We start from the raw sequence: 25598 nt of genomic DNA on the forward strand, positions 1-25598 counted from the left end.
ATGCGTGTTAGGAAACCGGTATGTGGACGAAGCATCATAAAGAACGAAAACTGGGACGGTTGGTCCTTCCTGCTATTACAATCGCTTTCGTCTCCTATTTCGGTTATCATTCCATTCATGGCGATCTCGGATTGATTGCTACGGAAAAATTCGAGCGCAACCGTGTGGAGAGGGCGGCGGCGCTGGAGAAGCTTGTAAAAAAGCGGGAGGCTTTGGAGCGGCAGGTTCGCCTGCTCAGCGACGGTTCGCTTGAAAAGGACATGCTGGACGAGATTGCGCGCTACCAGCTCAATGTTTCTCGCAAAGACGAGATCACCGTTTTTCGCAACTATTTCTAATTTAACCGTATTGTGGTTAAATCAACGTTTTCTCAATCATTTCAATCGGTTGATTAACATGTGAGCCATGCATTTATGGCATTGCTGTGGCGGCAATTCTTCCCTATGGTACGCGCAACCAAACAAACGCGCAGGGAGGTTATGAATGGCGCCGAAGCAATCCGCGTCCGCACCCGTCCGCAAGACGGCTGCGAAGCCTGCAAAGAAAGACTTCAACGGCGGCACGATTGCCGATTTCACCAAGAATGATGAGCTGAGCGCCTACCGCGAGATGCTTCTCATTCGCCGCTTTGAGGAGAAGGCCGGTCAGCTTTACGGCATGGGCTTCATTGGCGGCTTCTGTCACCTTTACATCGGTCAGGAAGCTGTCGTCATCGGCATGCAGATGGCGATGAAGCAGGGTGATCAGGTGATCACCGGCTATCGCGATCACGGCCACATGCTGGCAACCGGCATGACGGCGCGCGGCGTGATGGCGGAATTGACGGGACGCCGGGGCGGCTATTCCAAGGGGAAGGGCGGCTCCATGCACATGTTCTCCAAGGAGAAGCACTTCTACGGCGGCCACGGTATCGTCGGTGCGCAGGTCTCGCTCGGAACCGGTCTTGGTTTCGCCAACAAGTATCGCGGTAACGACAATGTCTCGATCGCCTACTTTGGTGATGGTGCAGCCAACCAGGGTCAGGTCTATGAAAGCTTCAACATGGCCAACTTGTGGAAGTTGCCGGTCATCTACGTGATCGAGAACAACCGTTACGCCATGGGTACGTCTGTTGCCCGTGCGTCTGCCCAGACGGACTTCTCGCAGCGTGGCGCTTCCTTCGGTATTCCCGGCTATCAGGTGGATGGCATGGATGTGCGCGCCGTCAAGGCCGCTGCCGACGAGGCCATGGAACATTGCCGCTCGGGCAAGGGTCCGATCATATTGGAAATGCTGACCTATCGTTATCGTGGTCACTCCATGTCTGACCCGGCGAAGTATCGCTCCAAGGACGAAGTTCAGAAGATGCGTTCCGAACATGATCCGATTGAGCAGGTGCGTGCGCGTCTCCTTGAAAAGGGATGGGCGACCGAGGATGAGCTGAAGGCGATCGACAAGGACGTCCGTGACATTGTCGCTGACAGCGCCGATTTCGCCCAGAACGATCCGGAGCCGGATGTATCCGAGCTCTACACTGACATTCTGCTCTAATCGGGGAGGGAACCTATGCCTATCAATATCCTGATGCCCGCCCTCTCTCCGACCATGGAAGAAGGCACTCTTTCCAAGTGGCTTAAGAACGAAGGTGACAAGGTCACCTCCGGTGATGTCATTGCTGAAATCGAGACCGACAAGGCGACAATGGAAGTGGAAGCCGTTGATGAAGGCGTCATCGGCAAGCTTTTGATTGCCGCCGGTACCGAGAACGTCAAGGTCAACACGCCAATCGCTGTGTTGCTGCAGGATGGTGAGAGCGCGGACGCGATCTCTTCTGCTCCGAAGGCGGATGCTGATACGCCTGCTGCAACAGCGGATGCGGCTGGCGGCAAGGCGCGCGAGAGTGCTGAAGAGCCGACCTCATCGGCTGACAGCAAGGTTCCGGCGCAGCCGAAGGTGGACGTTGCCGCTGATCCGGACATTCCGGCTGGCACCGAGATGGTGTCGACGACTGTGCGTGAAGCTCTCCGCGATGCCATGGCGGAAGAAATGCGCCGCGACCCTGACGTTTTCGTCATGGGTGAAGAAGTCGCCGAGTACCAGGGTGCCTACAAGGTCACGCAGGGCCTGCTGCAGGAATTCGGTTCGAGCCGCGTCATTGATACGCCGATCACCGAGCACGGTTTCGCCGGTGTTGGTGTTGGTGCCGCCATGGCTGGCCTGAAGCCAATCGTCGAGTTCATGACTTTCAACTTCGCCATGCAGGCGATTGACCAGATCATCAACTCTGCTGCCAAGACGCTCTACATGTCCGGCGGTCAGATGGGCGCTCCGATGGTGTTCCGTGGTCCGAACGGTGCAGCAGCGCGCGTCGCTGCCCAGCACAGCCAGGATTACGCGGCATGGTACAGCCATATCCCGGGTCTCAAGGTTGTTGTTCCTTACACGGCTGCAGATGCGAAGGGCTTGTTGAAGGCTGCGATCCGTGATCCGAACCCGGTGATCTTCCTCGAGAACGAAATCCTGTACGGTCAGTCCTTCGACGTGCCGAAGCTGGATGACTTCGTTCTGCCGATCGGCAAGGCACGCATTCATCGCAAGGGCAAGGATGTGACGCTGGTTTCCTGGGGTATTGGCATGACCTATGCGGTCAAGGCTGTTGCCGAACTGGAAAAGGCCGGCATCGATGTCGAACTGATTGACCTGCGCACGATCCGCCCGATGGACCTTCCGACCGTGATCGAATCGGTCAAGAAGACCGGTCGCCTTGTGACGATCGAGGAAGGTTTCCCGCAGTCGTCTGTTGGTGACTTCATTGCGAACTCTGTTCAGCGCGAAGCATTCGATTATCTCGATGCGCCGGTTCTGACGATCGCTGGCAAGGATGTTCCGATGCCTTACGCGGCCAACCTTGAAAAGCTGGCGCTGCCGAATGTCGGCGAAGTGGTCCAGGCCGTCAAAGCTGTCTGCTACAAATAAGAGGAGGGTAGGCTCATGCCGATCAACATCACGATGCCTGCCCTCTCGCCAACCATGGAAGAGGGCAACCTCGCCAAGTGGCTTGTGAAGGAAGGCGACAAGATCAAGTCCGGTGATGTCATCGCCGAGATCGAGACCGACAAGGCAACTATGGAAGTGGAAGCCGTCGATGAGGGCGTGGTCGCCAAGATCGTCGTGCCTGCTGGCACGGAAGGCGTGAAGGTCAATGCCCTGATCGCTATCCTTGCCGAGGAAGGCGAGGATGTTTCCGCAGCAGCATCTGGTGGCGCTTCTGCTGCTCCAGCTGCCAAGGCGGAAGCTACACCTGCTCCGAAGGCAGAGGCGGCACCTGCTGCAACTCCGGCGCCGAAGATAGATGCCGCGCCTTCAACCGCTATGTCAGTAGAACGCATCTTCTCATCGCCACTCGCGCGTCGTCTGGCGAAAGAAGCTGGACTTGATCTGTCGAAGGTTTCGGGGTCCGGTCCGAAGGGCCGCGTCGTGAAGTCGGATGTCGAGAAGGCCGTTGCCGGTGGCTCCGCCAAGGCTGCACCCGCTGCCGCTCCGGCTCCTGCTGCCGCGCCTGCACCGATTCTGGCCAAGGGGCCGTCTGACGAAGCCGTTCTCAAGCTGTTCGAGCAGGGGTCTTACGACCTGGTTCCACATGACGGCATGCGCAAGACGATCGCCAAGCGCCTGCAGGAGTCCAAGCAGACCATTCCGCACTTTTATGTATCGGTCGATTGCGAATTGGATGCTCTCCTCGCTCTGCGTGCCCAGCTGAATGCAGCTGCGCCGGAAAAGGATGGCAAGCCTGTCTATAAGCTTTCGGTCAACGACATGGTGATCAAGGCTCTTGCGCTGGCTCTGCGTGATGTTCCGGATGCCAACGTGTCCTGGACCGACAGCGCGATGGTCAAGCACAAGCATTCGGATGTCGGCGTTGCCGTTTCCATTCCGGGTGGCCTGATCACGCCGATCATCCGCAAGGCGGAAACAAAGAGCCTTTCTGCCATCTCGAACGAGATGAAGGATTATGGCAAGCGCGCCAAGGAGCGGAAGCTGAAGCCCGAGGAATATCAGGGCGGGACGACGGCTGTTTCCAACATGGGTATGATGGGCGTGAAGAATTTCGCCGCCGTCGTTAACCCGCCGCATGCGACCATTCTGGCGGTTGGTGCCGGTGAAGAACGTGTCGTCGTGAAAAAAGGCGAGATGAAGGTTGCCAATGTCATGACGGTCACTCTCTCGACCGATCACCGCGCTGTGGACGGTGCATTGGGCGCGGAACTGCTGGGTGCCTTCAAACGCTACATCGAAAACCCGATGGGTATGCTGGTGTAAGGCCGGAAAGGCGGCGGTATGAAATCCGTTCTCGCATACGGTGATAGCCTGACATGGGGATACGATCCGGTGAATCTGGGTCGTCATGCCTATGAAGATCGCTGGACGAGCGTATTGCAAAAGTCGCTCGGTCATGGCGTTCGGGTCATTGCCGAAGGCTTGAACGGTCGCACCACCGCCTATGATGATCATCTGGCCGATTGCGAGCGGAACGGGGCCAAGATGCTGCCAAGCGTCTTGGCTACCCACAAGCCGATTGACCTTGTGATCATCATGTTGGGCACCAACGACATGAAGCGCGGTATTGCCGGCTCGGCCAATCTGGCCGCGAGCGGCATGAAGCGCCTCGTTGATCTTGTGCATCACCACATCTGGGGCTTCGACTATGATGCCCCGGATATCCTGCTGGTTTCACCTCCGAAGACCTGCGAAACTGCGAATGCGCATTTCGCGGCTATGTTTCGCGGCTCGCTAGAAGAATCGGCCATGCTTGCAACCCTGTATCGGGATCTGGCGGATGAAACAGGGTGTGGTTTCTTCGATGCGGGGTCCGTGGCCGTTACGACGCCGCTTGATGGTATCCATCTGGACGCGGAGAACACGCGTGCCATTGGACGTGGACTTGAGCCAATCGTGCGAATGATGCTCGGCCTGTAAAGGTCTAGCCACGTTTGATCACGGTCAAGGAGTAGGAAAAGGCGTTCTGTAGCATGGGAATCGAAGTCATCAGACGGAGGTTGCCATGACACATACGCCACACCAGCTTGCAGAAGAATTCCCGGAGCATCTCGTCAAGATGCGCCATTTGCGAGAGACGGATGGGCATTTTCACCGGATCTCTAAGGAATATGATGAGGTCAATCATCGGATTCATCTGGGCGAGACAGACATCGAACCCTGCGATGATTTCCATATGGCGGACCTTAGAAAGCGCCGTTTGGCGCTGAAAGACGAAATCAACGGGATGTTGATGCGGGCGGAACCGCTGGCCAAACAAGAAGAGGCCTGATACCGCTCAAGCTTCCACTCCCGGGAAAAGAACAACGCGGGCTAAAGCCCGCAGGAGTTAGGTTCTGAAGGAGTGGAAGCGCCCATGGCTCAATCCTATGACGTGATCATCATCGGCTCCGGTCCCGGCGGCTACGTAACAGCCATCAGATCGGCCCAGCTTGGTTTGAAGACGGCAATCGTGGAGCGCGAGCACCTCGGCGGTATCTGCTTGAACTGGGGTTGTATCCCTACGAAGGCACTGCTGCGCTCGGCTGAGATTCTCGATCACGCCCATCATGCAAAGTCCTACGGCCTCACGCTGAATGGCACCATGACGGCCGATGTCAAGGATGTCGTGGCCCGTTCGCGCGGCGTTTCCGCCCGCCTCAACGGTGGCGTTGCATTCCTCATGAAGAAGAACAAGATCGACGTCATCTGGGGCGAGGCCAAGCTCTCGAAGCCAGGCGAAATCGTTGTCGGCAAGATGTCGAAGCCGGTTGTCGAGCCGCAGAACCCGGTTCCAAAGGGCGTGTTGGGTGAGGGTACCTATACGGCAAAGCACATCATCGTCGCCACCGGTGCGCGTCCGCGCGCGCTTCCCGGCATTGAGCCGGACGGCAAGCTTATCTGGACCTATTTTGAAGCGATGAAACCTGACTTCATGCCGAAGTCTCTTGTGGTCATGGGCTCCGGTGCGATCGGAATCGAGTTTGCCTCCTTCTATCGCTCCATGGGTGTGGATGTGACCGTCGTGGAACTGATGCCAAACATCATGCCGGTGGAGGATGTTGAAATCTCCACCTTCGCCCGCAAGCAGCTCGAAAAGCGCGGCATGAAGATCATTACCGAAGCCAAGGTTTCCAAGGTGGAGAAAGGCGCGAACTCCATTACCGCGCATGTTGAGACCAAAGATGGCAAGGTTCAACAGATCACTGCAGATCGCCTCATCTCTGCGGTCGGTGTGCAGGGCAATATCGAGAACCTCGGCCTCGAAGCACTGGCTGTGAAAACCGATCGCGGCTGCATTGTCATTGATGGATACGGCAAGACAAACATTCCGGGGCTCTACGCTATCGGTGACGTTGCTGGCCCGCCAATGCTGGCTCACAAGGCCGAGCATGAAGGTGTTATCTGCATCGAAAAGATTGCGGGCGTTCCGGGCGTTCATCCCATGGACAAGGCCAAGATTCCGGGTTGCACCTACTGTAATCCCCAAGTCGCTTCCGTTGGTCTGACAGAGGCCAAGGCGAAGGAGCAGGGCCGCGATATTCGCGTGGGCCGTTATTCCTTTGCGGCAAACGGCAAGGCCATCGCTCTCGGTGAAGATCAGGGAATGATCAAGACGATCTTCGACAAGAAGACCGGCGAGTTGCTGGGTGCTCATATGGTCGGCGCCGAAGTGACAGAACTCATTCAGGGCTTTGTCGTTGCCATGAATCTGGAGACGACCGAAGAAGAGCTGATGCACACGATTTTCCCGCATCCGACACTCTCGGAAATGATGAAGGAAAGCGTTCTGGACGCCTATGGCAAGGTCCTGAATGCCTGATCTTGAATACGGACCGGGCGGCATTGTAACCGCCCGTTTCCACGCCCATATCGTGTCCGTTAAGGAGGGCGCTGCATGGAAGGCATGGGTTTATTTGGAACCATCATTGTTGGCGGTTTGGCCGGTTGGCTGGCGGGCATGCTGATGGATCTGCGTTTCGGCGTATTCATGAATATCGTGATCGGTGTGGTTGGAGCAGCACTTGCCTCGGCCATTCTTGAGCGGGCCGGCATATGGGTGGAACCCGGCATCTGGGGCGGGCTTGTCAGTGGTTTCCTTGGAGCCTGCGGTCTGCTATTCGTCGCGAAACTTGTGAGACGCTAGATCTTTGCTAGGAAAGCAATTTTATCATGGTCACAATCCTTGATCGCATGTCTGGTGATGATGCCAAACGCGTCCGTCATCCAGAGAAGGCGCACCGCCCCGACACCGAGGTGATGCGTAAGCCGGAATGGATTCGCGTCAAGGCGCCAACGTCGAAAGGCTATCAGGAAACGCGCGATCTTGTGCGCAGCCATAAGCTGGTGACAGTGTGCGAAGAGGCCGGCTGCCCCAATATCGGCGAGTGCTGGGACAAGAAGCACGCGACCTTCATGATCATGGGTGAGATTTGCACCCGCGCCTGTGCGTTTTGCAACGTCGCGACCGGTAAGCCAAATGCGCTTGATCTCGAAGAGCCTGCCAATGTCGCAAAGGCCGTGAAGCAGATGGGGCTCAGCCACGTCGTTATCACCTCGGTGGATCGTGACGATCTGGATGATGGTGGTGCCGAACATTTCGAAAAGGTCATCTGGGCAATCCGCGAGGCGTCTCCGTCAACGACGATCGAGATCCTGACGCCAGATTTCCTCAAGAAGCCTGGGGCTTTGGAACGTGTCGTGGCTGCCAAGCCGGATGTATTCAACCATAACCTGGAAACGGTTCCGGGCAATTATCTGACGGTCCGCCCCGGTGCGCGCTACTTCCACTCCATCCGCCTTTTGCAGCGCGTGAAGGAGCTTGATCCGACCATGTTTACCAAATCGGGTATCATGGTCGGTCTCGGTGAGGAGCGTAACGAAGTGCTGCAGTTGATGGATGACTTGCGCACAGCGGATGTCGATTTCCTGACCATCGGACAGTATCTCCAGCCGACCCGGAAACATCACAAGGTCGAGAAATTCGTTACGCCGGAAGAGTTCAAGTCCTATGAGACTGTCGCCTACTCAAAGGGCTTCCTGATGGTTTCGTCCAGCCCCCTAACTCGCTCTTCGCATCACGCTGGTGATGACTTTGCGCGTCTTCGGGAAGCGCGGGCAAGAAAACTGCTTGCCGCTGCGGAGTAGGACACGGCTACAGTATGTCGCGTTCAATCGTGCTCGATTGAACGATAACGTACATGCGGCAAGAAAAGATCGAAAGCGCGGCTCTACTCAATCCAATAAGGTGCGCCGCGCTTTAGGTAGGGTCGTTCGATACAGATGGTGATGAAGCGTTCAACCTTATGGTCTTGGCCTCATCCAAAGCCATTCTGATGAGGTATGCTAAGATCGGTGCTTCTATCTTTTCGGCGATGTCGCCAGCCTTTTTGAGATGTCTTATCAGTCTGAGCGTGTCATCCATACTGCCATACGCCGATTTCGAAGAGGTTGGGGAAGCGCAGGTTTCCACCAAGCCCGCAGTTCTTGTAGCTTGATCGACTTCGATTATGGCTAAATTAGAGATATCCAGTGGTGGTTCGACTGGTCGCGGCGAACTGTCACTTGTCTTGACGCGTTTCCGATATTAGCTGAACAACATGCCCAAGTTTGAAAATCATCGCCCCGTTCGCCATTCTCCCGAGAATATGTTCGCGCTTGTCGCAGACGTTGAGAAGTATCCGCAGTTTCTTCCACTCTGCGAAGCCTTGTCGGTGCGTTCGCGCAAAGAGCGCGATGGTAAGACATTGCTGATTGCTGATATGACCGTTGGCTATAAGGCGATCCGGGAAACCTTCACGACTCAGGTGCTACTCAATCCGGCCGAGCTGGTGATCGACGTGAAATACATTGAAGGTCCATTCAAGTATCTGGACAATCAATGGCGCTTTCGGGATTCGCCGGAGGGCTGCATCGTAGATTTCCTGATCGACTACGAGTTCAAGAGCAGGATTCTCGGCGCTGTGATGGGCTCCATGTTTGATCGCGCATTCCGCATGTTTGCTGAAGCGTTCGAAGCACGTGCTGACAAGGTTTATCAGGCCGACAATTCTGCAAGCAGTTGAAGTGCGGTCGTTACCGTCGCCAGTCTCACGTCCGTTCGTCCGATATCGCCGTACTGCATTTCCCTATGGATCAGGCGACCGTCCGAATGGGCTGCACAGAGGTGGACCAAGCCAACCGGCTTTCCTGGGGTGGCACCACCCGGTCCGGCAATTCCTGTTACGGCAACGGACAGGTGTGCATTGGAACGGATGAGTGCGCCCCTGGCCATTTGCAACGCCGTTTCGCGCGAAACGGCGCCGAATTGCTGCAAGGTCCCTGCGGTAACCCCCAGCATCTCCATTTTCGCGTCGTTGCTGTAGGTAATGAACCCCCGATCAACGGCAGCAGAAGAACCGGCGATTTCCGTTAATGCGGCAGCGATCAGCCCGCCCGTGCAGCTTTCTGCTGTCGCAACTCTGGTCTGGCGGGAAGCATTCAGCTCGATCACCTTCGTTGCAAGCGTCAGAATCTCGGTCGGAAACTGGCTCATTCTCCAACGACTCCGTAAACCACGGTCGCTGTCGCGATTGCCGCAATGCCTTCCTTGCGACCGATGAAGCCGATTTTCTCGTTCGTGGTCGCCTTTACAGAGCACCGATCGATAGAGATTGCCAATATCTCCGACAGGTTCTGACGCATGGCGTCGCGATGCGGAGCGACTCTTGGTGCTTCTGCAATCAAAGAGATGTCGGCATTGGTGATGATGCCGCCTTTTCCACGGACAATTTCTGCCGCGTGCGCCAGAAAAATCCGAGATGCAGCTCCTTTCCATTGCGGATCGGACGGAGGGAAGTGGTCGCCTATATCGCCCGCGCCGCAGGTTGCCAACAGCGCGTCCGTCAAGGCATGCAATGCAACGTCCGCATCCGAGTGACCGCTGAGCTTCTGGTCATGCGGAATGAAAACGCCGCATAATGTGACGCCATCGCCCGGCACGAGTTGATGTACGTCGTAGCCATTTCCTGTTCGAACATCCGGAAATCGTTCTTGTGTTTTCAGCTTGGCATCTGCCATTGCAATATCCTGTGCGGTGGTTAGCTTCACGTTGCTCGATGTTCCCGGACAGAGCCTCACTGCTATTCCCGCCCATTCTGCGATGGAAGCATCGTCGGTAAAATCTGTCCTGCCACTCGTCGCAGCAGCCTCATGAGCGGCGAGAATGGCTTCGAAGCGAAATGCCTGCGGTGTTTGGGCGCCATAGAGGTTTGCGCGAGCCACCGTTTCCTCAACAACGCCCGACGCATTTGCCCGCTTCAATGTGTCGGTCACCGCCATTGCGGGAAGAACGCCTGTTGCGCCCTCCGCAAGAATGTCTGCGATGGAATTGAGCAACTGATGTTCGAGAAAGGGGCGGGCCGCGTCGTGAATCATGACATGTGTAGCGTCTGATCCCTTCAATGCATTCAAGCCGGCCAGTACGGACATCTGACGCGTCGCACCGCCCGTTACGCAGCGTATGCGATCGGATTCGCTGAGGTCATCAATTGCTGTCGAGAACAGGTCGGCATCATCTGGATGAATGACGGCGATAATCGAGACGACCTGATGGATTGGCCGCCAGGTAAGGAAGGCGTTCAAGGTATGATGAATGACTGGCAGCCCGCCTATGGACCGGTACTGCTTGGGTCCTTGCTCAGGCGCGCCGGCACGCTCTCCACGGCCTGCTGCCACAATAACAACACCGATCCTCATGTTTGCCGCCCACCGCGCATTGATTTTCAGTTCATCCTCTGATTGACAGCGCAGAACTACAGCTTCAAAACCCGGTTTTCCAGCCTCGCGCCCAAAAATGACGCATTCGCGAAAACGCTCTTGGCAAAACCTAAATCAATGAATAAAAATAGGGCAGAAATTTCCGATGCCCGAAAGATCATCAATTGAGTCCATTCAATCCTGCAGCACCATTCTCCATCGGGCCGGTCGAAATCCGGAACCGGATCGTGCTTGCTCCGATGTCGGGCGTGACGGATCTCCCGTACAGGCAACTTGCCTGGCGCTATGGCGCAGGACTGGTCGTGACGGAAATGGTCGCTAGCCGGGAGCTTGTCCATAACAAGGGGGAATCCTGGGAGCGGCTGAAAAGCACCGGCATTCGCCCGCATATGGTGCAACTGGCAGGCCGCGAAGCGCACTGGATGGCCGAGGCCGGCCGGATTGTCGAGGGCGAGGGGGCCAATCTCATCGATATCAATATGGGCTGTCCTGCTAAGAAGGTGACCGGTGGATATTCCGGTTCCGCTCTCATGCGGGATCCAGACCATGCACTAAGCCTCGTGGAAGCGGTGGTTCGTGCTGTTCGCGTGCCCGTTACAGTCAAGATGCGCTTGGGCTGGGATGAGAACTCACTCAACGCGCCCCTTATCGCCAAGCGAGCGCAGGACGCAGGGGTTGCAATGATTACCGTGCATGGGCGTACACGAATGCAGTTTTACGAAGGTCGTGCGGACTGGTCCGCCATTCACGCGGTGCGGGACGTTCTTTCCATTCCACTTGTGGCAAACGGCGATGTCGAGACGGCTGACGATGTACAGAATATCGTTGCAGCATCCGGTGCGGATGCTGTCATGACAGGCCGAGGCACGCAGGGTCGTCCTTGGCATGCAGGCGTTCTGGCTGGTGCTCGGGAGCCCGATGTCCGCGAAAAGGCGTCGGTGGCCTGCGAACACTACGAGATGATGCTTGCGTTCTATGGGCAGGAGGCTGGTCTGCGCCATGCCCGCAAACATGTCGGCTGGTATCTCGATCGCAACACAACCGGCGTCCCGGCAGAACTCAAGGCTAGCCTGATGACCGAGCGGGATCCCGAGCGGGTTCTCAAGGCATTGGAAGATATGATGATCAAAGGCGCGGTTCCTGCGCGTAGGGAGGCCGCATGAGCCCGCAAGCAACCGACAAACTGGCCATGGCGGTTTTGAATTCCGTTCAGAACCCGGTGATCATGGTCGACCAGGAAGGACAGATTGCGTTCGCAAACTGGGAGGCTGAAGCTTTTTTCGGTGCCAGCGCTACGCATCTCGCCAAGAATAAAATCTCGACTTTCATTCCTTTTGGCAGCCCGCTTCTGGCGCTGATAGATCAGGTGCGCGAGCGTCGCGCCCCGGTCAACGAATATCGCGTTGATCTCTCATCTCCGCGTCTTGGCCAGGAAAAGCTGGTGGATTTGTATGTTGCACCTGTGGTGACGGATCCTGGCTGCGTTGTCGTTGTGTTTCAGGAAAGAAGCATGGCGGACAAGATCGACCGTCAGTTGACCCACCGCGCGGCTGCACGCTCGGTGACCGGCCTTGCATCCATGCTTGCCCACGAGATCAAGAATCCGCTTTCGGGCATCCGTGGTGCTGCACAGTTGCTTGAAACATCGGTCGCTGACGAAGATCGTGCGCTGACGAGGCTGATCTGTGATGAGACAGATCGCATTGTATCCCTTGTCGACCGTATGGAAGTCTTTTCTGACGAGCGGCCCGTGGACCGCGTGCCGCTCAACATCCACTCCGTGCTCGATCATGTAAAGGCCGTAGCGAAGGCCGGATTCGCGCGCGATATCAAGATCAGCGAAAACTACGACCCATCGCTGCCCTCCGTGTATGCAAATCGCGACCAGCTCGTTCAGGTCTTTCTCAATCTGATCAAGAACGCCGCCGAGGCGATTGGCGACCAGCAGGATGGCGAGATCATGCTGACAACTGCATACCGGCCCGGTATCCGCCTCTCAGTCGCCGGTACGCGGGAAAAGATTTCTTTGCCGCTGGAGTTCTGCGTCATCGACAACGGACCGGGCGTACCGAGTGATCTTCTACCCCATCTGTTCGATCCATTCATCACCACGAAAACCAACGGCTCAGGCCTCGGCCTTGCGCTCGTCGCAAAGATTATCGGCGGCCACGGCGGTATCGTCGAATGCGACAGCCAGGCGCGTCGGACGGTTTTGCGCGTACTTATGCCCATGCACAAGGGAGATGACCTTCAGGCTTGAAGGTCGCTGCTGAACACGACAGGAAGTTTGAAATGACTGCTACCATCCTTGTCGCAGATGACGATGCGGCCATCCGGACCGTATTGAACCAGGCGCTGACACGTGCCGGTTACGACGTGCGCATCACCTCGAACGCGGCCACGCTGTGGCGCTGGATTTCAGCAGGCGAGGGTGATCTGGTCGTGACAGACGTTGTCATGCCGGATGAGAACGCTTTCGATCTGCTTCCGCGCATCAAGAAGTCACGCCCCGATCTGCCAGTTCTGGTGATGAGTGCACAGAACACATTCATGACCGCCATCAAGGCATCGGAAAAGGGCGCTTATGACTATCTTCCCAAGCCGTTCGACCTGACCGAACTGATTGCCATTATCGGGCGGGCGCTTTCCGAGCCGAAGCGGAAGCCCGCCAAGCTGGATGACGACATGCAGGACGGCATGCCGCTGGTCGGTCGCTCGGCTGCGATGCAGGAGATCTACCGCGTTCTGGCCCGCCTTATGCAGACGGATCTGACGCTGATGATCACGGGCGAGTCCGGCACCGGCAAGGAACTCGTGGCACGGGCGCTTCATGATTATGGCAAGCGCCGCAATGGCCCCTTCGTTGCCATCAACATGGCGGCCATTCCGCGAGACCTCATCGAATCTGAACTTTTCGGACATGAAAAGGGTGCATTCACCGGGGCGCAGAACCGCTCGACTGGCCGCTTCGAGCAGGCTGAGGGTGGAACGCTTTTCCTCGACGAAATCGGCGATATGCCCATGGACGCCCAGACACGCCTGCTGCGCGTGTTGCAGCAAGGCGAGTATACGACGGTTGGCGGACGGACTCCGATCCGTACCGATGTCAGGATCGTGGCCGCAACGAACAAGGATCTCAAGCAGCTCATCAATCAGGGACTGTTCCGAGAGGATCTCTACTATCGCCTTAATGTGGTGCCGCTGCGCCTGCCTCCTTTGCGGGACCGCGCTGAAGATATTCCGGATCTCGTTCGTCACTTCATGCAGCAGGCCGAAAAACAGGGCCTTGATGGCAAACGCTTTGACACGGAAGCGCTGGATCTGATGAAAGCCTATGCGTGGCCCGGAAACGTTCGCGAACTGGAGAACCTGGTGCGCCGGTTAATGGCGCTCTATCCACAGGAAGTGATCACGCGTGAGATCATCGATACGGAACTCAGGTCCGATGTACCCGATAGTCCGATCGAGAAAATGGGCGCGCGACCGGAAAACATGACGATTGCCCAGGCGGTCGAGGAAAACATGCGGACCTATTTCGCAAGCTTCGGGGAAGCATTACCGCCGCCGGGGCTTTACGACCGCGTTCTGACCGAAATGGAATATCCGCTCATTCTTGCCGCACTCACGGCAACACGAGGAAACCAGATCAAGGCAGCGGATCTGCTTGGGCTCAACCGCAACACTTTGCGGAAGAAGATCCGCGAACTGGGCGTTTCGGTCTATCGTAGCTCACGGACCGTATAGCAGCCCTTGCCCTTCGAGCTTGACATAGGATCAAGGCTCGTTGCATTTTCGCCACAATGCGTTGCTCAATAGCAACGCAGGACAAACATCGAGTCGCATCGTGGATGTGGTCGTTTTTGCGAAATGAGCGCGTTGGTCGCTGTAGGCGTGCAGGGACTGGGATTGGGGTTAAGCATGGCAGATGCGTTGTCAGCGCCCGCGGGTGAAGAGCCGGCGGCACTGGTGCAGGACCGGCGTGCATCCTTCGCATTGCCCGGGCTTCTGCTTGCAGGCGGCGCACTCATCTGCGCCGTCGCAACTTTGCTTGTGCTTCTAGGCGCCACGCCTATCGCGCCGACGTCAAATGTCGTTATCACCTCTGCTGTTCTCAACACGCTTTTCGTGCTGGGGCTGATCTACCTGATCGCACGGGAAGTTTCACGCCTTGTCAAAGCCCGCAAGCGCGGTCGCGCTGCGGCGCGTCTACACGTCCGTATCGTGGTTCTGTTTTCGATTGTGGCGATCACGCCTGCTGTTCTGGTCGCGATTTTCGCAAGTCTGACGCTCAATGTCGGCCTTGATCGCTGGTTCTCCTTGCGCACCCAGTCAATCGTCCAGTCGTCGCTGGACGTCGCGCGCGCCTATATGCTCGAGAATGCGAGCTATCTGCAGGGCCAGACCGTATCGATGGCAAATGACCTCGAACGAAACCGCGCTATGTTCTATCTGGATCGTACCGGATTCGTTGATCTGATGACGCGTCAGGCCAGAGGCCGCGGAATGCTGGGTGCATTTCTGGTCCGTGAAGATGGAGAAGCGATCGCGCAGGCGGATATTCAGACGGAAAAGCCGCTGCCTGCAATCCCCAAGGATGCATTGGCCAGTTCGGCTGCCGGTCAGCCCACGCTCATTCCGCCTGGAATTACGAACCTCGTGGGCGCAATCATCAAGTTGGAAGCCATTCCCGGCGCGTTTCTCTACACCATCCGGGCCGTCGACCCTAAGGTCATGAGCGCCATGCGGTTGATGGAGGATAATCGGGCCGAATACCAGGCGATGGAAGCCGGCAGAATGAGCCTGCAGGTTGCCTTTGCGGTTCTTTACCTTGGCTTCGCACTCATCGTTCTTCTAGCTGCGATCTGGACTGCCATCGCCGTCGCCGACCGTATCGTTCGCCCGATCCGGTTGCTGATCAGCGCTGCGGATAATGTCGCTACGGGCAATTTCAATGTCGTGGTGCCGGTGCGCTCCGCAGATGGCGATGTCGGCAATCTGTCGCGCACCTTCAACAAGATGATTTCGCAGATACGCAGCCAGCGGAATGAAATTCTGGAAGCGAAGGATGAGGTGGATGATCGCCGTCGCTTCATCGAGGCTGTGCTTTCAGGAGTCACAGCCGCTGTTATCGGTGTCGAAAACGACCACCGGATCACGATCGTCAATCCGTCTGCCGAAGATTTCCTCGGCATGCAGGCGGACCAACTTGTTGGCGAGCGACTTGAAGACGTTGCGCCAGAGATCGATCAGGTTCTGAAGGAGGCAGCGGGCAGGGCGCGTGGAGAACTGCGCAAGGAAGTGAATCTTGTGCGCGGTGGCAAGGAACGTACTCTGAGTGTGCAGGTCACACGTGAAGAGCAACGGAGTAGCACCGATTCCTATGTCATCACGCTGGACGACATCACTGATCTTGTGATTGCACAGCGGTCGACAGCCTGGGCCGACGTCGCTCGACGTATTGCGCATGAAATCAAGAACCCGCTGACGCCAATCCAGCTGTCAGCAGAACGATTGAAGCGTCGATACGGCAAGCAGATAGACGAAAGCGACCGGGCAGTCTTCGACCAGTGCACAGATACAATCGTGCGGCAGGTAGGTGACATTGGCCGTATGGTGGATGAGTTCTCCTCGTTCGCCCGTATGCCGAAGCCGACGAAGGAAAAGGGCGATCTTCGAGATATTTTACGGGACGCAATTTTCCTGCGCGAAATGGGCGCCAGTCATGTAACGTTTCTCCGCGAACTGGGAGACGAGCGGTTGGAAGGGCTGTTTGACTCGCGCATGCTGGGTCAGGCGTTCGGCAATCTTATCAAGAATGCGGTTGAGGCCATCGAGGCGGTCCCCAGTGACGCCGAGCGTGATGGTCGAAAGGTTCTGGTCCGATCGGTTTTTGATGCGACGAAGGATCAGTTCCGGGTGGACATCATCGACAATGGAAACGGTCTGCCGGTTGAAAACAGGCACCGCATTCTCGAGCCTTACATGACGATGCGGGAAAAGGGAACCGGACTCGGACTCGCGATCGTGAAGAAAATCATTGAGGAGCACGGCGGCCAACTGGAACTGCACGACGCACCGGCGGATTTCGATCAGGGCAAGGGTGCCATGATCCGCGTGATCCTGCCGCATGTTCAGAGTGCTGCCGCGCCTCAAACAGATATGAACAAGGAAGCAGCTTATGGCGTCTGATATCCTCGTCGTGGATGATGAAGCAGACATTCGTGAAATCGTTGCGGGTATTCTGTCCGATGAAGGACATGAGACGCGAATGGCGCATGACAGTGACAGCGCCCTTGCGGCGATCTCTGATCGGGTGCCGCGCCTGATTTTTCTGGATATCTGGATGCAGGGAAGCAAGCTCGATGGATTGGCCTTGCTAGATGAAATCAAGGTTCGGCATCCTGAGGTTCCGGTCGTGATGATCTCAGGTCACGGCAACATCGAGACCGCCGTTTCCGCTATCAAGCGCGGCGCTTTCGATTTCATTGAGAAGCCATTCAAGGCCGACCGCCTGATCCTGATTGCCGAGCGCGCGCTTGAGAATTCGAAGCTGAAGCGCGAGGTTACCGAGCTGAAGAAGCGGGCGGGTGACTCCTCCGAGCTCGTCGGGACCTCGGTTGCCATATCGCAGCTTCGCCAAACGATCGAAAAGATTGCGCCAACCAACAGCCGCATCATGATTCTCGGCCCTTCCGGTTCGGGCAAGGAACTGGTTGCGCGGATGATCCACAAGCGGTCATCCCGCGCGGGCGGTCCGTTCGTCGCCTTGAATGCTGCGACCATTACGCCGGACCGGATGGAGATCGCGTTGTTCGGGACGGAGGGCGGGCCGGGGCAGCCACGCAAGATCGGTGCGCTCGAAGAAGCGCATCGCGGTATCTTGTACCTCGACGAAGTCGGCGAGATGCCGCGCGAGACGCAGAACAAGATCCTGCGAGTGCTGGTTGATCAACAATTCGAGCGCGTTGGCGGGTCCAAGCGAGTCAAGGTCGATGTTCGCATCATTTCGTCCACGGCATACCACCTCGAGAACCTGATTGCGGAAGGCATATTCCGTGAGGACCTTTACCATCGTCTCGCCGTGGTGCCCGTCAAGGTTCCTGCATTGGCCGAGCGTCGCGAAGACATACCCTTCCTCGTGGACATGTTCATGCGACAGATCTCGGAGCAGGCGGGCATTCGTCCGCGCAAGATCGGCGATGATGCTATGGCCGTCCTGCAGGCGCATGACTGGCCTGGCAATATTCGACAGTTGCGTAACAACATCGAGCGGTTGATGATCTTAGCGCGCACCGACGGTCCGGATTCGCCGATCTCGGCGGATATGCTTCCGACGGATCTTGGCGACATGCTGCCGAAAATCTCTACGAAGGGCGATCATCACATCATGACCTTGCCGCTCCGCGAGGCTCGCGAAATGTTCGAGCGCGATTATCTTGTGGCGCAGATCAATCGTTTTGGTGGCAACATCTCCCGCACGGCCGAATTTGTTGGTATGGAGCGTTCAGCACTTCATCGTAAGCTGAAGTCGCTGGGCGTCTGAATCAAAAATTCCCACCCATTACGTTGAAAGAGCAAAATGAAGGTCATCATTTGTGGTGCCGGGCAGGTGGGTTACGGCATTGCCGAGCGTCTTTCACAGGAAGAAAACGAGGTATCGGTCATCGATACTTCGGCGGCGTTGATCAATGCCATCACCGAAACGCTCGATGTGCGCGGCTATGTCGGTCACGGCGCGCATCCGGATGTGCTCGCTAAGGCTGGTGCCGAACAGGCGGATATGATCATTGCCGTCACGTTGTACGATGAAGTCAACATCGTGGCCTGCGAGGTCGCTCATGCGCTTTTCAGCGTGCCGACCAAGATTGCCAGAATTCGCTCACAAAGCTATCTACTGCCGGAATATGCGGATCTCTTCAGCAGCCGGAACATGTCGATCGACGTGACGATTTCTCCGGAAATCGAAGTCGGCAAGATGGTCTTACGGCGCATATCGTTTCCCGGTGCTGTGGATGTTGCCCGTTTTGCTGAAGACGCCATTGCGATGGTTGCCATCGAATGCATGGAAGATTGCCCAGTGGTGGATACGCCGCTTGAGCAATTGAGCCAACTGTTTCCGGATTTGATTGCGACCGTCGTGGGAGTTCTGCGGGAAGGAAAGCTTTTCATTCCGCGATCAGGTGACCAGCTTCATGTTGGGGATCTGGCCTATGTGATTTGCCAGCGCGAACATACACGACGCACGCTCGGTCTGTTCGGCCATGAAGAGCAGGAAGCGAAGCGGATCGTGATCGCCGGCGGTGGCAATATCGGGCTCTATGTCGCACAGCGTATCGAGCAGATGCAGCCAAGAAGTCGGGTCAAGATCATCGAAACAGATCGGGCGCGCGCCACATTCATTGCAGAGGAGCTGAAGAACGCCGTCGTTCTTCAAGGCTCGTCGCTGGAGCAGAGCCTTCTGCAGCAGGCCGATATCCAGGATGCCGACCTGATGATCACGCTGACCAACAATGACCAGGTCAATATTCTCAGTGCGGTCATGGCCAAGGCGCTCGGATGCCGATCCAACCTCGTTCTTGTCAATTCCACCTCGCTGAGCGAGGTGAGTGATTCATTGAACATCGATTCCGTTATCAATCCGCGTGCTGTCACCATTTCCCGCGTCCTTCAACATGTTCGCAAGGGGCGGATTCGATCCGTCTATGCCGTTCAGAATGGCGCCGCAGAGGTGATCGAAGCCGAGGCTCTGGAGACTTCACCGCTGGTTGGGTCCTGTCTACGCGATCTCGACCTACCGGAAGGAATACGAATTGGTGCAATGCTCCGCGACGGGAAGGTTCTGAAACCTGGCGGTGAAACGCGGATCAAGGCAAAGGACAGGGTTGTTCTGCTGGCTACTCGAAAAGCGGTGCGCGACGTCGAGCAGTTGTTCCGGGTGTCTATCCAATATTTCTAAGAAATGTCCTTGCGAGAAATCCACTGGGTCTGTGCAGGTTGCGGCTCCCAAGGGCTGTGGATAGTTCTATAGCATGATATTCATTAGGCGTCGTGTGGACGGCCTATAGAGCTTCGCAAGTGCCAGATTTTTCGATAAGTAGCTGCTTTTACAAGCATTGTTTTCAACAAGGGCCAGTTCTTCGCGTGTGCGATTGGTCATTGCGCAAAACACGGCGATTTGATAACCAATTGCACGGACGGTGGAGGCAGGAGAGGGTGCTCTACCGAATTTTCCGAGCGTGATCATATCCCGGCCGCATGGCTGGCAAAAAAGAAAGAAGCGGCGCTATGGCGGAACGTTCTCAAAATCTTCAAGACTTGTTTCTTAACACCGTTCGCAAGCAGAAGATTTCACTCACTATTTTCCTCATCAATGGTGTCAAGCTGACGGGGGTTGTAACATCCTTCGACAATTTCTGCGTGTTGTTGCGGCGTGATGGTCATTCGCAGCTGGTCTACAAGCATGCAATCTCGACGATCATGCCCGGACAGCCGATGCAGATGTTCGAAACCGAAGAAAGCGCTGGCTGATCTCGATCAGGGCAGCCATTGAATACCGACATGAGTTGCCCCATCTATCATTCAGGAAAGCCGTCAATTGCAGGCAACTTCACACCGCCGACACCTTTCGGCGGTTTTCGCATGTCTTAGCGAACTGATTGTTTCCGCCAACGGCTTAATTGGCTAGAATTGAAGGAAGACTGCGATAGTCACTCGCGATACCTCAAATGAATCCCTGATCCCCGATGCAGAGAAGCGCCGCGATGATATGCGCGCGCTGGTGCTGGTTCCGGTGTTGAAGCAGGCCCGATCCTCTGCATCTCTCTCTTCGGACACGGCGACACCTGCGCCGCGGCGATCCGATGAAGCAAGACTTGAAGAAGCGACAGGGTTGGCTCGCGCTATTGACCTTAGTATTGCCCGTGGGCTGATCATACCGGTCAGTCAGCCGAAACCCGCGACACTGATTGGGACCGGCAAGATCGAGGAGATCAAGGCTCTTCTGGACGAGAATGACTGTGGTCTGGTGATCGTCGATCACCCGTTGACGCCCGTGCAACAGCGCAATCTCGAAAAGGAATGGCAGGCGAAGGTGATTGATCGCACTGGCCTCATTCTCGAGATCTTCGGGCGACGAGCCTCCACGAAAGAAGGGACGCTTCAGGTAGACCTCGCGCATCTCAACTATCAAAAGGGTCGCCTCGTACGAAGCTGGACCCACCTTGAGCGTCAGCGCGGTGGTGCGGGCTTCATGGGTGGTCCGGGCGAAACGCAGATCGAAGCTGACCGTCGGCTGCTGCAGGAGCGCATCCTCAAGCTGGAGCGCGAACTCGAGCAGGTGGTGCGCACTCGGCAGCTGCATAGGGCCAAGCGCCGCAAGGTTCCACATCCGATCGTCGCGCTTGTGGGCTACACCAATGCCGGCAAATCTACGCTCTTCAATAGGATCACCGGCGCAGGCGTACTGGCAGAAAACATGTTGTTCGCCACGCTTGATCCAACACTTCGTCGCATGAAGTTGCCGCACGGCCGAACTGTCATTCTCTCCGATACGGTCGGCTTCATCTCGGACCTTCCCACCCATCTGGTTGCGGCTTTCCGCGCGACGTTGGAAGAAGTGCTAGAGGCGGATCTCATTCTCCACGTGCGCGATATGTCTGATCCCGATAACGGCGCACAGTCGGCGGATGTCCTGCGCATTCTCGATGATCTTGGCATCGACGAGAAGGAGCGCAGCGAGCGCATTATCGAGGTTTGGAACAAGATCGACCGCCTGGAACCCGAGGCGCACGAAGCAGTTGCCGAACGCGCTCTTGGCCGTGAAAACGTCATGGCAGTCTCGGCTATTTCCGGTGAGGGCGTCGATCGTTTGATGGACGAGATTTCTCTACGCCTGGCGGGTGTCGTGACTGAAACCACTGTCGTGCTTCCGCCAGAGAAGCTGTCGCTGATTGCATGGATCTACGAGAACGCCATGGTCGACCAGCGCGAGGACCGGGAAGATGGCTCCGTAGCTTTCGATCTGAGGCTTTCCGAGCAGCAGGCGAACGCCCTCGAAAGAAAGTTGGGTGTCTTCCCGGTCGCGGAGAAGGAAGATTGGGAGCGGTAACCCGCTCCCTATTCTGCCGCTTCTTTGGACTTAGCGCGCTTGGCTTCCTGCCAAAACGTCTCCATATCCTCAAGCGAGGCTTCATTAGGCTCCTTTCCCAATTTCTTAAGTTCCATTTCTATGTATTTGAAGCGGCTTCGAAATTTAGAATTTGTTCCACGCAAGGCCTGCTCGGGATCGGTTTTAACGTGACGACCGATGTTCACGACCGCAAAAATCAAATCTCCGAGTTCGTCTTTTATCTTTTCTGATTGCCCCTCCCGCAGAGCCTCTCGCAATTCTGCGATCTCTTCTTCTATCTTGTCGAGAATTGGTTCGGCTTCCGACCAGTCGAAGCCGACAGTTGCTGCGCGTTCCTGCAGCTTCAGTGCCTCGACAAGAGCCGGTTGATGCCGAGATACGGAACCCAGAAGGCCGACATTTTCATCATCAACCATTCCGCGCTTCGCACGCCGCTCGGCGCGATCTTTCTTTTCGGCGGCTTTGATCTGATCCCACTGTAGCTTGACTGCCTCGGGCGTATTGACATCAGAACGTGCAAAGACGTGCGGATGACGCCGGATCATTTTCGTTGTGATCGCCTCAACGACATCGGCGAAGCTGAATGCGCCTGCTTCTTCCGCCATTTGTGCATGGAACACGACCTGAAACAGCAGATCTCCCAACTCATCCTTCAGGTCTTCCAGATCCGCACGCTCGATCGCGTCTGCCACCTCATAGGCTTCTTCGATCGTGTAGGGTTTTATGGTCTGGAAATCCTGCTTGATATCCCAAGGGCAGCCCGTCTGAGGGTCACGCAGAGATGCCATGAGTTTCAGAAGATCGGAGATTTCCTTGGAGGGCTGCATTGCCAATACCTTATTCTATCAATTCAGGGGGATGCCATTGTCTGACTTGCTTTGCTGATAGCTGTCCGAGAGTTCATTATACCGCGCTTTGATAGAATTGATCCGCTCGTGCAGTTCGGTACGGAGTTTCTCTTCCTCGGTATCGGCCATTTCGCTGATCGCGAAGGATTTCCAGAACGCGTTCTGACGCTTGTAACCGCCGGGCTCCAAGCCGAACACTTCCTTCAGAATTTTCAGATCATGAGGGATGGCAAAGGCGTCACGCGAATCTTCGTGGCTGAAAAAGAAATAGAAATTATCAAAACCTGCCCAGGTGATCGCCGACATGCACATGGTGCAGGGTTCATGGGTGGACAGGAAAATGAGCTCGCGTGGGTCCGGCCGCTCCGCCATTTCATAGAAACGCTTCAGCGTGTGGACTTCGCCGTGCCAGAGTGGATTTTCGAGTTCGTTGTTGGTTTCTGCAAGAACCAGTGAGAGATCCGCCTTGCGAAGGATAGCGGCACCAAACACTTTGTTGCCGAGGGCCACTCCGCGCTCGGTGAGCGGGAGGATATCATTATCGATAACGTCCAGCAGTCGGGTAGCGATTGTTTTCGGAGTCACGCGCACATGTCCTTTTTTCTGATATTGCTCCACCATACGACAGGTGTGGACGGCTTGAAAACACCGATTCCCCTGGTAGCCCCCGCCACGCAGTGTTGCGTCGAAGGCATATCAGGCTGATTTTCTGTGATTTGGCGCACATTCGGAATGAAAATATCAGAAGTCCGGTCTCCACGGATTGCTGTTGCTTCTCGATTTTTCATGAAACTGCGATATTAGGTGCAATAACTCATCATTGTGCGAGCGCACAGGAACGACAGGACCCAGTGATGGCAGAAAAGGTGTTGACCGCGAATCGCCTGACCGACGGCATCGCCGTATGGCTTGACGCGAGTGGAGCGTGGAACGAGGCATTGCAGAGCGCCTTGGTGGCGCGGCACGCCGAGGCCGTTGCGGCATTGGAAGAAATCGGCAAGCGCGACTTTTCGGCAAATCTTGTCGTTGACGTCAACGTGGTGGACGTGGAAGAGGTCAGTGGCCTTATCCGTCCTCTGCGTCTTCGTGAACGTATTCGCGCTGCCGGTCCGACGATGGATTACGCCCCCGGTTATAAGCCCGCTGATCCGGCATTTATCGCTGCCTGAGGAATTCGATGTATCGTTATGATGAGTTTGACCACGCTTTCGTTTCAAGTCGCGTGGACCAGTTTCGTGATCAGGTCGCGCGCCGCCTCTCCGGTGAGCTTGCAGAGGATGCATTCAAGCCGCTGCGTCTTATGAATGGCGTGTACCTGCAGCTTCACGCCTATATGCTGCGTGTTGCGATACCCTATGGCACGCTGAACTCCCGGCAGATGCGGATGCTTGCGCACATCGCGCGCAAGTACGACCGCGGTTACGGCCATTTCACCACGCGCCAGAACATCCAGTACAACTGGCCGAAGCTTTCCGATACGCCGGACATTCTGTCGGAACTCGCTTCCGTCGAAATGCATGCGTTACAAACGTCCGGCAACTGCATTCGCAATGTGACCGCTGATCATTTTGCTGGTGCCGCTGCGGACGAGGTGGCCGATCCACGTCCATACGCTGAGATCCTGCGTCAGTGGTCTTCGGTGCATCCCGAATTCTCGTTCCTGCCACGCAAATTCAAGATTGCGGTGACCGGCGCTGAGCGCGACCGTGCTGCCATTCAGGTTCACGACATCGGCCTGCATCTGAAAAAGAACGACAAGGGTGAGATCGGCTTTGCCGTTTACGTCGGTGGTGGCCAGGGTCGCACCCCGATGATCGCAAAGAAAATCCGTGACTTCCTGCCGGAGCAGGATCTGCTTTCCTACACGACAGCGATCTTGCGCGTTTACAATCTGCACGGTCGCCGTGACAACAAGTACAAGGCGCGCATCAAGATCCTGGTGCACGAGACGGGAACGGAAGAACTTGCGCGCCAGGTAGAAGCCGAGTTCGCCCAATTGCAGGGTGCCGAACTGAAGCTTCCTGAAGCCGACATCGAGGCGATCAGCACCTATTTTGCTCCGCCTGCGCTGGTGGCGCGCCCCGAAGGCTGGGCTCAATTGGCGGGTGCGAAGAAGGCAGACGCTGGTTTTGCGCGGTGGGTTCAACAGAACGTGCAGCCACACAAGCATCCTGACTACGGCATGGTGACGATTTCGCTCAAGCCAATCGGTGGCGTTCCAGGTGACGCGACCGATGTGCAGATGGATGCTGTTGCGGACATCGCACAGCAATATGCACAGGATGAAATCCGTATCACGCATGAGCAGAACATTGTCTTGCCGCATGTGGCGCTTGCGGACCTCGAGGCCGTCTATAAGGCGCTGGTTGCGCAAGGGCTAGCGACGGCCAATGCCGGGCTGATCACCGACATGATCGTCTGTCCCGGTCTTGATTATTGCGCGCTTGCGAATGCCCGCTCCATTCCGGTCGCGCAGGCGATTTCGCAGCGTTTCGGCTCTGCTGAGCGTCAGGCCGAAATCGGTGAGCTGAAGATCAAGATTTCAGGATGCATCAACGCCTGCGGCCATCACCATGTCGGTCATATTGGCCTACTTGGCGTGGAGAAGAAGGGCGCTGAACTCTACCAGATCACGCTGGGCGGTTCGGCGGATGAGCATACTTCGATCGGTGAGATCATCGGGCGCGGTTTCGAACCGGAAAAAGTAACCGATGCCGTTGAGAAGATCGTCGATACATATCTTGGCCTTCGATTGTCGAAGGAGGAAACCTTCCTTCAGGCCTATCGTCGTGTTGGTCCGCAGCCTTTCAAGGATGCTCTGTATGGCGAAGCGGCACAGGCAGCATAGG

General features: G+C 56.4%; 24 protein-coding genes. 20 read left to right on the forward strand and 4 right to left on the reverse strand.

The features are described from left to right. The first annotated feature begins 20 nt into the window (after positions 1–20). The 10 genes from E8M78_RS04595 to E8M78_RS04640 all read left to right on the forward strand — a co-directional run bounded on the left by E8M78_RS04595 (position 21) and on the right by E8M78_RS04640 (position 9080). A complete protein-coding gene (locus E8M78_RS04595) occupies positions 21–338 on the forward strand; it encodes a septum formation initiator family protein (RefSeq protein ID WP_137133935.1) in 318 nt (105 codons plus the stop codon). A 145-nt stretch (positions 339–483) separates the two neighbouring features. Then, entirely contained in the window at positions 484–1530 is a 1047-nt protein-coding gene (gene pdhA / locus E8M78_RS04600; protein WP_137133936.1) for a pyruvate dehydrogenase (acetyl-transferring) E1 component subunit alpha, read from the forward strand. A gap of 15 nt (positions 1531–1545) precedes the next feature. Continuing rightward, positions 1546–2955, forward strand: coding sequence for a pyruvate dehydrogenase complex E1 component subunit beta (locus E8M78_RS04605; RefSeq protein ID WP_137133937.1), 1410 nt, complete (start codon positions 1546–1548; stop codon positions 2953–2955). 15 nt (positions 2956–2970) lie between these two features. After that, on the forward strand, positions 2971–4299 hold the full coding sequence (locus E8M78_RS04610; protein WP_137133938.1) for a pyruvate dehydrogenase complex dihydrolipoamide acetyltransferase: 1329 nt from the start codon (positions 2971–2973) through the stop codon (positions 4297–4299). 18 nt (positions 4300–4317) lie between these two features. Continuing rightward, positions 4318–4956, forward strand: a complete 639-nt coding sequence (locus E8M78_RS04615; protein ID WP_137133939.1) for an SGNH/GDSL hydrolase family protein — start codon at positions 4318–4320, stop codon at positions 4954–4956. An 85-nt stretch (positions 4957–5041) separates the two neighbouring features. Continuing rightward, positions 5042–5308: a DUF465 domain-containing protein gene (locus tag E8M78_RS04620; RefSeq protein ID WP_137133940.1), complete on the forward strand. Its 267-nt coding sequence runs from the start codon at positions 5042–5044 to the stop codon at positions 5306–5308. Positions 5309–5392: 84 nt separating this feature from the next. Further along, entirely contained in the window at positions 5393–6838 is a 1446-nt protein-coding gene (lpdA, locus tag E8M78_RS04625) for a dihydrolipoyl dehydrogenase (RefSeq protein ID WP_137133941.1), read from the forward strand. A gap of 75 nt (positions 6839–6913) precedes the next feature. Then, the gene (locus E8M78_RS04630; protein ID WP_137133942.1) at positions 6914–7162 is read left to right on the forward strand and encodes a GlsB/YeaQ/YmgE family stress response membrane protein; all 249 of its coding nucleotides are present in this window, start codon (positions 6914–6916) and stop codon (positions 7160–7162) included. Between the two features lie 26 nt (positions 7163–7188). After that, entirely contained in the window at positions 7189–8163 is a 975-nt protein-coding gene (lipA, locus tag E8M78_RS04635) for a lipoyl synthase (RefSeq protein WP_137133943.1), read from the forward strand. Positions 8164–8615: 452 nt separating this feature from the next. Then, complete coding sequence (locus tag E8M78_RS04640; RefSeq protein WP_137133944.1) at positions 8616–9080, forward strand: type II toxin-antitoxin system RatA family toxin; 465 nt, start codon at positions 8616–8618, stop codon at positions 9078–9080. Here the strand turns inward: E8M78_RS04640 and E8M78_RS04645 are convergent. Together E8M78_RS04645 and E8M78_RS04650 are read right to left on the reverse strand one after the other, a co-directional pair. Then, complete coding sequence (locus tag E8M78_RS04645) at positions 9053–9550, reverse strand: CinA family protein (protein ID WP_137133945.1); 498 nt, start codon at positions 9548–9550, stop codon at positions 9053–9055. The genes E8M78_RS04640 and E8M78_RS04645 overlap by 28 nt on opposite strands. Beyond that, positions 9547–10752: a bifunctional 2-C-methyl-D-erythritol 4-phosphate cytidylyltransferase/2-C-methyl-D-erythritol 2,4-cyclodiphosphate synthase gene (locus E8M78_RS04650; protein WP_137133946.1), complete on the reverse strand. Its 1206-nt coding sequence runs from the start codon at positions 10750–10752 to the stop codon at positions 9547–9549. Before E8M78_RS04650 ends, E8M78_RS04645 begins: the two co-directional genes overlap by 4 nt. Positions 10753–10937: 185 nt before the next feature. On the opposite strand from E8M78_RS04650, the gene dusB reads away from it, so the two are divergent. The 8 genes from dusB (at position 10938) to hflX (ending at position 21880) form a co-directional block, all read left to right on the forward strand. Next, the gene (gene dusB / locus E8M78_RS04655; protein ID WP_137133947.1) at positions 10938–11936 is read left to right on the forward strand and encodes a tRNA dihydrouridine synthase DusB; all 999 of its coding nucleotides are present in this window, start codon (positions 10938–10940) and stop codon (positions 11934–11936) included. Continuing rightward, positions 11933–13033, forward strand: coding sequence for a nitrogen regulation protein NR(II) (locus E8M78_RS04660; protein ID WP_137133948.1), 1101 nt, complete (start codon positions 11933–11935; stop codon positions 13031–13033). Before dusB ends, E8M78_RS04660 begins: the two co-directional genes overlap by 4 nt. Positions 13034–13065: 32 nt before the next feature. Then, entirely contained in the window at positions 13066–14517 is a 1452-nt protein-coding gene (ntrC, locus tag E8M78_RS04665) for a nitrogen regulation protein NR(I) (RefSeq protein ID WP_137133949.1), read from the forward strand. 174 nt (positions 14518–14691) lie between these two features. Continuing rightward, the gene (locus E8M78_RS04670) at positions 14692–16962 is read left to right on the forward strand and encodes a PAS domain-containing sensor histidine kinase (RefSeq protein WP_137133950.1); all 2271 of its coding nucleotides are present in this window, start codon (positions 14692–14694) and stop codon (positions 16960–16962) included. Further along, a complete protein-coding gene (locus tag E8M78_RS04675) occupies positions 16952–18316 on the forward strand; it encodes a sigma-54 dependent transcriptional regulator (RefSeq protein ID WP_062554407.1) in 1365 nt (454 codons plus the stop codon). Before E8M78_RS04670 ends, E8M78_RS04675 begins: the two co-directional genes overlap by 11 nt. A 36-nt stretch (positions 18317–18352) precedes the next feature. Then, positions 18353–19729, forward strand: a complete 1377-nt coding sequence (gene trkA / locus E8M78_RS04680; protein ID WP_137133951.1) for a Trk system potassium transporter TrkA — start codon at positions 18353–18355, stop codon at positions 19727–19729. Positions 19730–20058: 329 nt separating this feature from the next. Beyond that, the gene (gene hfq / locus E8M78_RS04685) at positions 20059–20301 is read left to right on the forward strand and encodes an RNA chaperone Hfq (protein WP_062554409.1); all 243 of its coding nucleotides are present in this window, start codon (positions 20059–20061) and stop codon (positions 20299–20301) included. Positions 20302–20539: 238 nt separating this feature from the next. After that, positions 20540–21880, forward strand: a complete 1341-nt coding sequence (hflX, locus tag E8M78_RS04690; protein WP_137133952.1) for a GTPase HflX — start codon at positions 20540–20542, stop codon at positions 21878–21880. A gap of 8 nt (positions 21881–21888) precedes the next feature. On the opposite strand, the gene mazG is transcribed toward hflX, so the two are convergent. After that, the gene (gene mazG, locus E8M78_RS04695; RefSeq protein ID WP_137133953.1) at positions 21889–22728 is read right to left on the reverse strand and encodes a nucleoside triphosphate pyrophosphohydrolase; all 840 of its coding nucleotides are present in this window, start codon (positions 22726–22728) and stop codon (positions 21889–21891) included. A gap of 18 nt (positions 22729–22746) precedes the next feature. Continuing rightward, entirely contained in the window at positions 22747–23334 is a 588-nt protein-coding gene (locus E8M78_RS04700) for a nucleoside deaminase (RefSeq protein WP_137133954.1), read from the reverse strand. Between the two features lie 269 nt (positions 23335–23603). Between E8M78_RS04700 and E8M78_RS04705 the strand changes: the two genes are divergently transcribed. Further along, positions 23604–23918, forward strand: a complete 315-nt coding sequence (locus tag E8M78_RS04705; RefSeq protein WP_137133955.1) for a DUF2849 domain-containing protein — start codon at positions 23604–23606, stop codon at positions 23916–23918. Positions 23919–23926: 8 nt separating this feature from the next. Then, a complete protein-coding gene (locus E8M78_RS04710; RefSeq protein WP_137133956.1) occupies positions 23927–25597 on the forward strand; it encodes a nitrite/sulfite reductase in 1671 nt (556 codons plus the stop codon). Position 25598: the final 1 nt, after the last annotated feature.

The sequence above is a fragment of the Rhizobium sp. FKY42 genome, from assembly GCF_005222835.1.
Lineage (GTDB): Bacteria > Pseudomonadota > Alphaproteobacteria > Rhizobiales > Rhizobiaceae > Neorhizobium.